The 13,596-nt window shown below is 59.1% G+C and carries 11 protein-coding genes; 10 read left to right on the top strand and 1 reads right to left on the bottom strand.

The window, feature by feature from the left end:
* The first annotated feature begins 12 nt into the window (after nt 1-12).
* From FRT59_RS18810 to FRT59_RS18770, 9 genes are all read left to right on the top strand, one after another.
* Nucleotides 13-756, top strand: a complete 744-nt coding sequence (locus FRT59_RS18810; protein ID WP_153871992.1) for a response regulator — start codon at nt 13-15, stop codon at nt 754-756.
* Nucleotides 753-2,084 carry an ATP-binding protein gene (locus FRT59_RS18805; RefSeq protein ID WP_153871991.1) on the top strand — a complete coding sequence of 444 codons (1,332 nt, stop codon included), beginning with the start codon at nt 753-755 and terminating at the stop codon, nt 2,082-2,084. The genes FRT59_RS18810 and FRT59_RS18805 overlap by 4 nt, the downstream gene beginning before the upstream one ends.
* Nucleotides 2,085-2,241: 157 nt before the next feature.
* Nucleotides 2,242-3,198, top strand: coding sequence for an ABC transporter substrate-binding protein (locus FRT59_RS18800; protein WP_198809735.1), 957 nt, complete (start codon nt 2,242-2,244; stop codon nt 3,196-3,198).
* Between the two features lie 23 nt (nt 3,199-3,221).
* A complete protein-coding gene (locus FRT59_RS18795) occupies nt 3,222-4,541 on the top strand; it encodes an LLM class flavin-dependent oxidoreductase (protein ID WP_153871990.1) in 1,320 nt (439 codons plus the stop codon).
* Nucleotides 4,542-4,696: 155 nt separating this feature from the next.
* Nucleotides 4,697-5,494 (top strand): helix-turn-helix transcriptional regulator, encoded by a 798-nt coding sequence (locus FRT59_RS18790; protein ID WP_153872071.1) that lies wholly within the window; start codon nt 4,697-4,699, stop codon nt 5,492-5,494.
* 48 nt (nt 5,495-5,542) lie between these two features.
* Nucleotides 5,543-6,925, top strand: coding sequence for an aspartate aminotransferase family protein (locus FRT59_RS18785; protein ID WP_153871989.1), 1,383 nt, complete (start codon nt 5,543-5,545; stop codon nt 6,923-6,925).
* 160 nt (nt 6,926-7,085) lie between these two features.
* Complete coding sequence (locus FRT59_RS18780) at nt 7,086-8,465, top strand: APC family permease (protein ID WP_153871988.1); 1,380 nt, start codon at nt 7,086-7,088, stop codon at nt 8,463-8,465.
* Between the two features lie 55 nt (nt 8,466-8,520).
* Complete coding sequence (locus tag FRT59_RS18775) at nt 8,521-10,011, top strand: aldehyde dehydrogenase (protein ID WP_153871987.1); 1,491 nt, start codon at nt 8,521-8,523, stop codon at nt 10,009-10,011.
* A 129-nt stretch (nt 10,012-10,140) separates the two neighbouring features.
* Nucleotides 10,141-11,073, top strand: a complete 933-nt coding sequence (locus FRT59_RS18770; RefSeq protein WP_153871986.1) for a cupin domain-containing protein — start codon at nt 10,141-10,143, stop codon at nt 11,071-11,073.
* A 1-nt stretch (nt 11,074) separates the two neighbouring features.
* On the opposite strand, the gene FRT59_RS18765 is transcribed toward FRT59_RS18770, so the two are convergent.
* Nucleotides 11,075-11,980, bottom strand: coding sequence for a LysR family transcriptional regulator (locus FRT59_RS18765; protein WP_153871985.1), 906 nt, complete (start codon nt 11,978-11,980; stop codon nt 11,075-11,077).
* 161 nt (nt 11,981-12,141) lie between these two features.
* On the opposite strand from FRT59_RS18765, the gene FRT59_RS18760 reads away from it, so the two are divergent.
* Nucleotides 12,142-13,362, top strand: a complete 1,221-nt coding sequence (locus tag FRT59_RS18760) for a HEPN domain-containing protein (protein ID WP_153871984.1) — start codon at nt 12,142-12,144, stop codon at nt 13,360-13,362.
* Nucleotides 13,363-13,596: the final 234 nt, after the last annotated feature.

Here is a 13,596-nt window from a genome sequence, read left to right as displayed (position 1 = left end):
GAATGGTTTTAGATGTCTACCTTTTTGGCCAGGGGATCTGTGAACGTGAGCCGACTGCTGATCGTCGATGACGATGTAGAGATTCTGGCATTGCTGAAGAAGTTCTTCGTCCAGCACGCCTATGAAGTCGACGTGGCAGTGGACGGTGCGGCCATGTGGGCAGCCATCGCGCAGCAGCGGCCGGACACCATCATTCTCGACCTCATGCTGCCTGGCGAAGGCGGCCTCAGCCTGTGCCAGAAAGTGCGTGCGCAGATGGGCATTCCCATCATCATGCTCACGGCCATGGGCGAGTTGAGTGATCGCATTGTCGGCCTGGAACTGGGCGCTGACGACTACCTGACCAAGCCGTTCGCCCCACGTGAGTTGCTGGCACGCCTGCGCGCCGTGCAGCGACGTGCGGGCCAATCGCTCAGCGTCGCCAGCGAACGCTCTCGGCCGGTGATTGCCTTCGCCGGTTGGCATCTGGATATCACCTGCCGCGAGCTGCGCTCTCCTGAAGGCGTGATGATTCCGCTGTCAGGTGGCGAGTTCGACCTGCTGGTGGTGTTTCTTGAACACCCCCAGCGCATCCTCACCCGCGATCAATTGATCGACCTGACCCGCGGCGAGGGCCACGACGCGTTCGACCGCAGCATCGATGTGCAGGTCAGTAGGCTGCGGCGCAAGATCGAGCCCGATTGCAAGCGCCCGGACCTGATCCGCACCGTACGCAATGGAGGCTATATGTTCACCGCGCCGGTCACCCGTTCATGATCCGCCGCCTGTTGCGCCGCGACACCCTGAACCGGCGGATCGCCCTGACCATTCTCGCCGCGATGCTCGCTTCCCTGGCCCTCAATGCCTTGTTCGTGCAGGTGGCCGGAGTGTGGGCGCGCCCGCCTATCGACCGCACGGGGTTGCTGGAACAAATGGCCGCAACGTCGAAAGTGATCGAAGCCGCGCCGGCATCGCTGCGTCCGCAGTTGGCCGCTGCGGCCACCGATACTACGTTGCATGTGGCGTGGAGTGCCGATCCCGCGGATTTTAGCCTTCCCGTCGGCGGTACCTTGTTTCAAACCAGCAAGGTGCCGCAGTTGCAGGCATTGTTTGGCACGCAGCGAGATATCCAGGTGTACGGCCCAGCCGACTGGCCCAAGGGCAGTCCCGATGCGCACTATGTAGCGCTCGTCCAACTGCGCGATGGCAGCTGGTTGTCATTTATCCCCCCCGAGCGCAGTTGGGGCCTGGACGCACCCACGCGGATCGCGGTGATCATCACCTTGGGGTTGATCGCGACCTTGCTGGTCGCCTGGCTCGCCACCCGCCAATTGGCCAAGCCGTTGCAGCGTTTCGCCAGTGCCGCCAGGCGCTTCGGCGGCGACCTGCGCGCACCGCCCATCGGTATTGAAGGCCCGGATGAAATACGCCAGGCCATCATCGCCTTCAACACCATGCAGGCGCAGATCCAGCACTTCATCGGCGAACGCACCCATATGCTCGCGGCGATTTCTCACGACCTGCGCGCGCCGTTAACGCGGATACGCCTGCGCTGCGAGTTCATGGAAGACCTGGACCATCAGCACAAGCTGATTCGCGATGTCGAGGAAATGCAGGCGATGATCAACGCCGCACTGGCGTTCTTCCGCGACGATACCGTGGGGGAGCAAAGCACCGCATTCGATCTGTCTGAATTGCTGCAAACCATCATCGATGACTACCGTGACCAGCACCTTGCAGTCGATTTCAGCGGCCCATCCCACCTGGTCTATCACGGCCGCCCACTGGGGCTTAAACGGGTGATCGTCAACCTGCTCGAAAACGCCGCCAAGTATGCTCGCCACCCCAGCATCAGGCTCAACGGTGACGACCACCGAATCTGCATCGAAGTCAGCGATGAAGGCCCGGGGATTCCTGAAGCTGACCTTGAGCGCGTTTTCGATCCCTTCTTTCGCCTCGAAACCTCGCGCAACCGCGCTACCGGCGGCGTGGGGCTGGGGCTTTCGGCGGCGCGGGCCATTGTGCGAGAGCAGGGTGGCGAGCTGACCTTGAGCAACCGCGTGAGTGGCTCGGGGCTGGTGGCACGGGTCGAGGTGCCTCGATAGCATAATGCGGTGTGCGCATTATTAATGCATTACGTTATGCATTATGGGTATTTTGAGTCCAGCCCTTAGAACCTTATCGTATCGATCCCTACGAACATAACCGAGACCGCACGCGCGGATCGACTTGAAGTGCCTCTCAAGGCATCTGGAGACGAACGTGCGTTACCTGACAACACTGGCGGCCGGGTTGGCCGCCGCCTTGCTGTGCCTGACGGCGCAGGCGCAAACCCTGGTCGTCGGCGACCAGAGCTACAACGCCCAAGCCGTGATGGAAGCGGCGGGGGTGCTGGATGATCTGCCCTACACACTGGAGTGGAAGCAATTCACTGCCGGTTCACCCGTCGCCGAAGCGCTGAACGTCGGCAGCCTGGATATTGGCCTGCTCGGTGATGCTCCGGTGTTGTTTCTGGGCGCATTGGGCGCGCCGATCAAGGTGATCGCGGTCAGCCGGCAAAATCTCGAAGGCGTGGCCATCCTGGTGAAAAAGGATTCGCCGATCCACAGCCTGGCCGATCTGACGGGCAAGCGCGCCGCGATCTGGAAAGGCTCCTGGAGCCAGCAACTGCTGTTGACTGCGCTGGATCAAGCCGGGGTTGCTCGGGATTCGCTGGAGTGGCGTTATCTCAGTGCGCTGGACGCCTCCCATGCGCTGGAAGGCGGTTCGGTGGACGTCATCGCCACCTGGGAACCCTACGTCACACAACAGGAACGCCAAGGTGCACGGGTGCTGGCAACCGCTGAGGGCTTGATCCCGGCCCAGAGTTTCATTGCCGCCAACGCCAGTGCCGTCGAGGCCAAGCGCGGGCCTATCAGCGACTTTCTCCAGCGCCTGAAAAAGGCCCGTGACTGGGCCCGTCAAAACCCGGACAACGCCAATGCATATGCCGACGCCTGGGCCAAGCGCACCCGTGCCGATGCCGACATCGCCCGCGCCTGGTTTGCCCGCGCGCGCACCACCGTCGAGCCACTGACGGCCCAGTCGCCGGTGGAGGCGCAAAAGACCGTGGAGTTTTTCGCCAGCCAGGGCCTGGTCAAGTCCTACTCGGCCGCCACGTTGTTTGACCCTTCATTTGCGGCGTCCTTGCAGCCTACCGTCGCCAAGACCCAGCCCTGAACGCTTCAAGGAATGCCTGCGCAATGACTAAAAGACAGCTCAAACTGGGTGCCCTGACCATGGGCTGCGGCGGGCCCGGCCGCCATAACCTGTGGCTCGACCCGCAATTGCCGGCCGATGCCAGTGTCAACGTCGACTGGTACATCGACATTGCACGCCAGGCCGAGGCGGCGCTGTTCGACCTGATGTTTATCGTCGACAGCCAGTTCATCACCGAAGGCTCGCCGTCCCATTACCTCAATCGCCTGGAGCCGCTGACGCTGTTATCGGCACTGGCTGTGAGCACCCGGCATATCGGCCTGGTCGGTACGCTGACTACCTCCTACAACTCGCCTTATAACGTCGCACGGCGCCTGGCGTCCCTGGACCTGATCAGCAAAGGCCGCGCCGGCTGGAACGTGGTCACCAGCGGCGATGCCGGGACCGCTGGCAATTACAGCCGTGACGAACACTATGACTATGCCACCCGCTATGGCCGCGCCGCCGAACACGTGCAGGTAGTGCAGGGTTTGTGGAACTCCTACGAAGAAGAGGCCTTTGTGCGCGACCGTGCCACGGGCCAGTTTCTTGACCCGAGCAAGCTGCACAGCCTGAATCACCAGGGTAAGCATTTTTCCGTGGTAGGCCCGCTGAATATCCAGCGCTCACCCCAGGGCCAACCGGTGATCTTCCAGGCCGGCGACTCGGAGCAGGGCCGCGACCTGGGTGCTGCCACGGCGGACGTCATCTTCACCCATGCGGCCAGCATCGAGCAGGGCCAGGCGTTTTACCGGGATATCAAGGGCAGGGCGCTGCAACAGGGGCGCGATCCGGAGCAGCTATTGATCATGCCCGGTGCGGAAATCTACGTCGGCGACACCGATGCACACGCCCGGGACATCGAGCAGCACTACCATCAAATTGACCATAGTTTTGAACTGGCATTGAAGGAGTTTGGGCGTAATTTTGGCTGGCATGATTTCAGCCAATACGACCTCGATGCGCCATTCCCTCAAGAGAGCCTGGAGGCGGCGCGCAGCAGTTTTTTCACCGCCGCCAAGCGCATCGCCGACCAGGCGCGGGACAAAGGCTTCACCCTGCGCCAGGCCGTCGAGTTTGGCCGGCAACTGCGCCCGGGCGCCTTCGTTGGCAGCGCCGCCACGGTCGCGCAGAAGATGGCCGACTGGCTCCAGGCGCGGGCCGTGGATGGGTTCAATATCTACATCGGGCACCCTGGGCAATTTGATCGATTCACCCGGGAAGTCATTCCGTTGCTGCAGGAGCGCGGTGTTTACCGCACGGCCTATGAAGGTTCGACCTTGCGCGAAAGCCTGGGCTTGACGGTTCCGCGGTTCAGGCGCTAGCCCTCACCCTAACGGGTGATTTCGATGACTTAGCGGGTGTGGGACTATCACTCCAGTCCCGGGCGCCAGTGACGTGGTGCCGCACCCAACCGTTCTGACGGCGAGTCTTTGAAGTGGAAAATGATCGATTTTCTTCAGCCCAGTGGTTCGAACAGATGGCCAGGGTCACCGAGAGTATCGGGCACGCGGGGTTTGCCGCCACGTTGTTCGAGGCCCTGGGGTGTATCTGGCCCATCCAGGCCACGACCCTGTACCTTTACCCCCACGACGGCATGCCCAGCGCCTTGTTCGAACTGGACGGGCCATGGCTGCCACAAGGCAATGTGCGCCAGTACCTGTCGGGATTCTACCTGCTCGACCCGTTCTACGGTGCCTGTGTAGAAGGCGCCGTTTCCGGCTGCTACGACCTCGCCGACGTGGCCCCCGATCACTTCGAGCACAGCGAGTACTACCAGTCGTTCTACCGGCATTCGCACCTGGAGGATGAGCTCAACTACATCCTGCAGGCGAGCAAGGGCCTGAGCCTGGCGGTGTCGCTGGCCTTCACGCAAAAGCTCGACGCTGCCACCAGCCAACAGTTCAAGCGCATGGCACCCTGGGTGCTGGCGGTGCTGGCCAAGCACTTTGTCGGCCTGGATGCGCAGGGCGCGCGCTTCGAAAGCCTGCTGGAGCAGCGTATTCATTCGGCGCTCAACAATTTTGGCTCGTCGCTGCTGACCGAGCGCGAATGCCGGATCGCCCAGTTGATCCTGCGGGGCCACTCTACGCGCTCACTGGCCGAGCGCCTCGGGGTCTCCGAAGACACCATCAAATCCCACCGTAAGCACATCTACAGCAAGCTCGACATCGGCACGCAATCGGAACTGTTTTCGCTGTTCATCGATTCGTTGGCCGAAGCCCAGGGCGGGCTGAGCAAAGACCCGCTTGAAAGCTACATGAGCAAGAACCGCTGAGCCGGGCTGCTGGCCCCTGCATGACTACCCACAACAAGAGAACACGCCATGAACTTACCCTTCGAACCGAAACGGCAGACGCAGGACTATCAGAAGTCTGACGCGGCCCACCACATCCACGCCTTTGTGGATCAAAAGGCGCTTAACGCCGAAGGCCCGCGCGTGATGGTCCGCGGTGAGGGGCTGTACCTGTGGGACAGCGAAGGCAAGCGCTACCTGGACGGCATGTCGGGCCTGTGGTGCACCCAGCTCGGTTACGGTCGCAAGGACTTGACCGCTGCCGCGGCAGCGCAGATGGATCAGTTGGCGTACTACAACATGTTCTTTCACACCACCCATCCGGCGGTGATCGAGCTGTCCGAGTTGCTGTTCAGCCTCTTGCCAGGGCACTACAGCCACGTGATCTACACCAACTCAGGCTCCGAAGCCAACGAGGTGTTGATCCGTACCGTGCGCCGCTACTGGCAAGTGCTCGGCAAGCCGCAGAAGAAAATCATGATCGGCCGCTGGAACGGCTATCACGGCTCCACCCTGGCGGCGTCAGCCTTGGGCGGCATGAAGTTCATGCATGAGATGGGCGGCTTGATCCCGGACGTCGCGCACATTGATGAGCCCTATTGGTACGCCCAGGGCGGTGAGTTGACGCCGGCCGAATTCGGTCGCCGCTGCGCCTTGCAACTGGAAGAGAAGATCCTGGAACTGGGCGCGGAAAACGTCGCCGGCTTTATCGCCGAACCCTTCCAGGGCGCCGGCGGCATGATTTTCCCGCCCGAAAGCTACTGGCCGGAAATTCAGCGCATCTGCCGTCAATACGATGTGCTGCTGTGCGCCGATGAAGTGATTGGTGGCTTTGGCCGCACCGGCGAGTGGTTTGCCCACCAGTATTTTGGTTTTGAACCCGACACCCTGTCGATCGCCAAGGGCTTGACCTCCGGTTACCTGCCCATGGGCGGCCTGGTTTTGAGCAAGCGCATGGCCGAGGCGCTGGTGGAGCGGGGCGGGGTCTTCGCCCATGGCCTGACGTATTCCGGGCACCCGGTCGCGGCGGCGGTGGCCTTGGCCAACCTCAAGGCCCTGCGGGATGAAGGGATCGTGCGCCAGGTGAAGGAAGACACCGGGCCGTACTTGCAGAAGATCCTGCACGAAGCCTTCGGCAACCACCCGTTGATTGGCGAGATCCAAGGCACCGGCATGCTGGCGGCCTTGCAGTTCGCCGAGGACAAGGGCACGCGCAAACGCTTTGCCAATGAAAATGACCTGGCCTGGCAATGCCGCACCTTTGGTTTTGAGCAAGGCGTGATCATTCGCTCGACCCTGGGCCGCATGATCATGGCGCCGGCCCTGGTAGCCAGCCGCGCGGAGCTTGACGAGTTGGTCGACAAGACCCGCATCGCGGTGGACCACACCGCACGGATCGCGGGAAAGCTGTGAAGGGCTGAGCGACATCGCTCTATCGCCCTGCATGCCGGTCGATTGAACAGGGTGGGCGCCGGATAACGGACGGCCCACCGCTCCCAATGGATGACTCATTAACGGTGTCGATTTCATCGAACGCCGCGGCGCCCTGCATTCCAATTCCCAGGAGTCAGCAATGAATACAATAACAAACGCAGCCGATACTCCCGCCCCTCACGTCCCACCCCAAGGCTCTTCACCGCGCCGCTTTCGACAACCCCTGGGCCTGGTCGGGCTGGTGCTGTTCGGCCTGGCCTACATGGTGCCGCTGGCGGTGTTCACCACCTACGGGCTGGTGACCCAGATGACCAAGGGGCACCTGCCCACCGCTTACCTGTTGACCCTGGCTGCCATGCTGCTGACCGCCTACAGCTATGGGCGCATGGTCCAGGCGCACCCTTATTCAGGCTCGGTCTACACCTATACGCGCAAAGCGTTTGGTGCCTGTTTTGGCTTTATCGCCGGCTGGACCTTGCTGCTGGACTACATCTTCTTGCCGCTGCTCAGCTACTTGCTGATTGGCATCTACCTGTCCGAATACTTTCCCGGCGTGCCGACCGCCGTGTGGGTGCTGGGCTCGATTGCCCTGGTGACGGCCCTCAACCTGGTGGGCATCGAGTCCATCACTCGGGTCAATTGGGTGCTTATCGTCGCGCAACTGGTGTTCATCGTGGTGTTCGTGGCGTTATCGATCCACAACCTGAGCGGGCAGGCCGAGCCGGTCTCGTTGCTCAAACCGTTCCACCATGAAGGCTTCAGCATGCCGCTGATCATGACCGGCGCGGCGGTGCTGTGCCTGTCGTTCCTGGGCTTTGATGCGGTGTCGACCATGGCCGAAGAGACGCCCAACCCGCGACGCACTATCCCGTTGGCGATCATGGCGGTGTCGTTGATCGGCGGGCTGTTGTTCCTGGTGGTTTCGTATTGCGCCCAGATGGTGTTTCCGGAATGGAACAGCTTCGCTGACCCTGACTCGGCGTCGGTAGATGTGATGCGGCGCGTCGGTGGTGAACTGCTGGTGAGTGCATTTACCGCGACTTACGTGGCCGGGTGTTTCGCGTCGGCGATGGTCTCCCAGGCCAGTGTTTCCCGCGTGCTGTTTGCGATGGGGCGCGACGGCGCACTGCCCAGGAGGCTCGGCAAGCTGGTGACAAACAAACGTGTGCCGGCCAACGCGATCCTGCTGGTCAGCCTGTTCTCGCTGATTGCCCTGTTTATCACCTTGGACACGGTGGCCAACATGATCAGCTTTGGCGCGCTGTTTGCGTTTTCGGCGGTGAATCTGGCGGTGATCAAGCATTACCTGGGTGACCAGAAGCTGCGCGGTACTCGCAACTATCTGCTTTACGCCGTGCTGCCGGGGCTGGGGTTTCTCAGCACCCTGTGGTTGTGGACGAGTTTGTCTGGCATGTCGTTTGCCATCGGCTTGTGCTGGATGGGTCTGGGGCTGGTTTGTTTGTTCTGCGTCACGCGTGGGTTTCGGGTGGGGATGCCGGAGTTGCAGATGGCCGAATAAGAAAAATCTACCCAATTTGGCAACTGACACACCTCGGTTCAATCAGGAGTACAGCATGTTCAACCTCGACTACTGGCAGCAACGCGCTGCCGGCCAAACCTTCATTAACACGGCTTTGATTGACGGCCAGCCGGTCAGTGCGTTGTCCGGGGCGACCTTCGATGCGATTAATCCGGCGACCAACCAACTGCTGGCGCATGTCGCCGCCTGCGGTGAGGCCGAGGTCGACCTGGCGGTGTGTTCCGCACGCCGCGCCTTCGACCACGGCCCTTGGCGGCGCATGCCACCGGGCGAGCGCAAGAAAATCCTGCTCAAGCTCTCCGAACTGTTGATGAGCCACCGTGAAGAGCTGGCGCTGCTGGACTCACTGAACATGGGCAAGCCGGTAATGGACGCTTATAACGTCGACGTCCCTGGTGCTGCGCACGTCTTTGCGTGGTACGGCGAAGCCCTGGACAAAATCTACGATCAAGTCGCACCGACTGCGGCGAATGCATTGGCGACTATTACCCGCGAAGCATTGGGGGTGATTGCGGCGGTGGTGCCGTGGAATTTCCCGCTGGACATGGCTGCCTGGAAGCTGGCCCCCGCATTGGCGGCGGGCAATAGCGTAGTGCTCAAGCCTGCCGAACAATCGCCATTTTCCGCACTGCGCCTGGCGCAACTGGCCCTGGAGGCAGGCATCCCGCAGGGCGTATTGAACGTGGTGCCGGGCTTGGGCGAGAGCGCCGGCAAAGCCCTGGGGTTGCACCCGGATGTCGATTGCCTGGTGTTTACCGGCTCTACGCAAGTGGGCAAGTACTTCATGCAGTATTCCGCCCAGTCCAACCTCAAGCAGGTCTGGCTGGAATGTGGGGGCAAGAGCCCGAACCTGGTGTTTGCGGACTGCCAGGACCTGGACCTGGCAGCCGAGAAGGCCGCCTTCGGGATTTTCTTCAACCAGGGCGAAGTGTGCTCGGCCAACTCGCGCCTGTATGTGCAACGCTCGATCCATGACGAGTTCATCGAGCGTCTGATCGACAAATCCCATGCCTGGATGCCGGGTAATCCGCTGAACCCCGGCAGCGCCGCCGGTGCGATTGTCGACAGCGGGCAAACCGCGCACATCATGAAAGCCATCGGCCAGGCGCGCGCCGACGGCGCTACGCTGTTGGTCGGTGGTGAACAACTGACCATCAATGGCTCTTCAAACTTCATCCAGCCGACGATATTCGGCAACGTCACCCACGACATGAGCCTTGCCCGTGATGAAGTGTTTGGCCCTGTACTGGCGGTGAGCGCTTTCGACACCGAAGAGCAGGCTGTGCAGCAAGCCAACGCCAGCATCTACGGCCTGGCAGCCTCGGTCTGGAGCGACGACCTGAACCGTGCGCACCGCGTGGCTCGCGCCTTGAATGCCGGTACCGTGTCGGTCAACACCATTGATGCGCTGGATGTGACGGTGCCGTTCGGTGGCGGCAAACAGTCTGGTTTTGGGCGGGATTTGTCGCTGCATTCGTTTGATAAGTACACGCAGTTGAAAAGCACCTGGTTTCAGTTGCGTTAACTGCCCCATCGCGCACAACTGCTGTGCAGCACCAGGGCTTAATCCCCTGGCGCTCACTGCCTATAGTTCATTCACCTGCGCAGCGCGAAAAAGCGCTGCGGTATCCAGCCCAAGACTGAGGTGAGCCTGATGAACCGTGAATTCAACCCTGCACTGGCCGATATCAATCAACTGGACGCCGAGTACTTTGAGTACAGCAAGGCGGCCAACCCCATCAGTGCCAATCTCATCTCGCGCATTCCCTACCACAGCTTTCCCGCCTCGCTGTGTGCCAGCGGCCCCTCGCGCGTGGTACCGCTGGACCTCAGCGAAGCCTTGAGCTGCGAAGGCCCGGCGACCGGGCCTGGGTTGTGCGCAAACTTCATGCGCCTTAACCGTGGTGACGCGCTGACCCTGCAACCTGACGCGACGTCCCAGGTGTTTTATGTGATTGCCGGGGAGGGCAGCGTGATTCAGGGGGAATATGAGATCCGATGGTCCAAAGGCTGTTTTATCGCCTTGCCAGGCTTGCAGGCGGCGCACTTCAGCGCCAGCCAGGATGCGCGTCTTTACTATGTGCACGATGAACCGCTGTTGCGTTACCTGGGCGTGACACGCAGCACAGATCGCTTTGCACCGACCCTGTACCCCGCAGCACTGGCCAACGCGAAGCTGCGTGAAGCCGCGGATGATCCCCGTGCGCAGGACCGCAGCCGCATCAGTATCCTGCTGGGCAATCGCAATTTTCCGCAGACCCGTACGGTGACCCATGTGCTGTGGGCGATGTACGGGATTTTGCCGGCGGGATCGGTGCAGAAACCCCACCGGCATCAGTCGATTGCGCTGGATTTCATCATTGATTGTCCGGTGGGGTGTTATTCCCTGGTGGGCACCGAGTTGGACGCGGACGGGCAGATCCGCAATGCGCAGCGGGTGGACTGGTCGCCCGGCCTGGCCTTTGTCACGCCGCCGGGGTATTGGCATGCGCACTTCAATGAGTCAGACACCGAGGCGTTCCTGATCCCGATTCAGGATGCCGGGCTGCAAACCTATCTGCGCGCCTTGGATATTCGCTTCAGTTGAGTCATTTCCAGTCAGGTGTTTCGCCCAGTCGCTCGACGATAAAGTCGATAAAACACCTGACCTTGGACGACACGATGCGCTTGGGCGGGTAGACAAACCACACGGCAAACGCCCGCTCGACATCGTGGATGCGCCACTCTGGCAACCACACGACCAGCTCGCCCGCATCGATACTGCGGGCCACCAGCCAATCCGGCAACAGCGCAAAGCCCAAGCCTTGGCGCGCAGCAATCAGCTGCGCGTCGAGATCGTTTATGCGGATACAGCCATCGTGCATCAAAGGTAATGCCCGGTCACCGTTCACGAAGGTGATAGCACTCGGAGTCGTCGTACCCACTACCGCAGGTATACCGCCCAGATCGGTGGGCGTTGACGGCGGCGGGTGCTGCATCGCGAACGCTGGGCTGACCACCACACGGTACTGGCCGTCACTGATTTTGCGTGCCTTGAGCGTGGAATCGGCGAGGGCGCCAATACGAATGGCTAGGTCGACGCCGGCATGAATCAGGTTGACCTGGGCGTTATCCAGCACCAGTTCCACGCTGATTTGCGGGTACTGCACGCGGAAATCGTTCAAGGCCGGGAGGATGTGATGACGGGCAAATGCCGGCGGCAGGTTGAGTTTCAATACGCCCCGAGGCTGCTGGTTCAGTGCAGAGGTGGCCGCCTTGGCGTATTCCAGTTCGTCCAACACCCTGCGCGCGTGCATCAGGAACGTCTGGCCGCCTTCAGTCAGGTGCAGCGTGCGTGTGGAGCGGTTGAACAACGCGATGCCCAGGTCCTGTTCAAGGTCCTTCACGTAGCGCGAAACCGTGGACGCCTTGATCCCCAGGCGCTCGGCGGCGCGGGAGAAGTTATTGCCTTCGGCGGCTTCGACGAAGGCGGTGAGGGCGGTGAAATAGTCCATACGTGATCTCCGCTACGGCTATGCAGCGCGTGGAGTGGCAGATGATACATGACTTGTTTGCTGGAGATGGCTACCGAAGGAGTTATTGTGCCATTATTGCTGGCTTTCACTGGCTGGCGGATGAAAGTTTAAAATTATATTGAAAATATTGGAGTAATTTAATGAACAAGGTAGTTAAGGAATTATTGGCTGAGGCATTGAGCTTACTTGAGGTGCATGCTAAGGGGTATACTCCTGGCAGTCAGAAAATGTGGGTCGGACCAAATGACGTTATTATAGTAATTAATACCGATAGATTTGCGCAGATAGTTGAAGAGCTGTACTTGGTAGACAAAAAAATCTCTGAAAGATTTAGTAGGAAAACGATTTTCAAGATAATTGAAGATCGATTGGTTAGCTATAAGCGCCGCGGGGAGTCATTTGAATCCGACGATGATTGTAATATTTTTTCAGAGCAGAAGAAGGTGCTCCCACGCTGCTTAAGTGTGTTTGCACCAATATCAGGAGTGAGGTTGGATAGTGTTGAGAAAGTCACTATTTCGGCTTTTGAAATTGGTCCTTCCAAAGGGTTGGCTTTGCCACTTTCTAATGCGTCCCCTGAGTCAGGTGAGTTGTATATAAAAATAGACGTGGTGGAAGCATATGACCATCAGCGAGTGATTGAGATTGCTGAGGAATCTTTTTTAGACTTTGTGCGAATAATCATATTTATATCGGGAAAGCATGACAAAACAATCCAAATAAAAACGGGGCTGCCTGCATTTCCAAGTATTAGTCGTGAGCTTATGAATGTTCAGACATCGTCCTATCAAATAACTGATGCTGACGGTCGGCTGGAAAGCGGAAGTGTAAGTAACAAAACGCTTGAGAAAATCCCCGTTGACAACCCGTTTTTCTGCAAAAATATACAGTTTGAGAAGCTCTTGAGTTTGTATGCGAAGAGGCATGCAGGGGAACAAATAACAGATTTCGAAAACAGAATTATAAATGCAGCAATCGCAGTAGGCGAGTCTGCAAAAAGTGGCGATATAAAAAACTCGATACTTTACTCATGTATCGCTCTTGAAATACTATTTTCGTTTGATGAAGGTAGTCTTTTTCAAAAAAGCATAGCTGACAGACTGGCTGATACAATGGCGTTTATTGTTGCTAAAGAAAAGGAGGCCAGGCTGCATGTCAACGCCACATTGAAAAAGGTTTATCAAATGCGCTCTGCGCTAGTGCATGGTGGCAATAAAAAACTAAATGATGATTATATTGTGGTTAATGCCCTAGTTCGAATGGCTATCTGCGAGCTTCTTGCCAATGATAAATACAGCGAAATTAAGAAAATTGATCAGTTGTATGCAATGGTCAAAGAAGCACAATACTCGTACGCGTAAGGTTTGAAGGAGATGCTGGCTTTTATTTGGTTTGAGTCAGCATCTACTGGTATCTGAGAGCTTTCTGATAATACTTTGGGCCAACAGACAATCCGACAGCAGCGCAAGTCACGCCTTGGCACGTAGCGATCAACTGCGCGTCTCATTTGCGTAGCGAGGAGGATTGGTTTCCTTATCGCCCGATTTGCTGACGCAAGATTGATCCTGATCAGGTGACCTTGCTGCCCGGCCCTA

Origin of the sequence: Pseudomonas haemolytica (genome assembly GCF_009659625.1) — a bacterium.
In the GTDB taxonomy this organism is placed as follows: domain Bacteria; phylum Pseudomonadota; class Gammaproteobacteria; order Pseudomonadales; family Pseudomonadaceae; genus Aquipseudomonas; species Aquipseudomonas haemolytica.
Note: the sequence above shows the minus strand (reverse complement) of the source record. Positions and strands in the feature narration are given on the sequence as shown.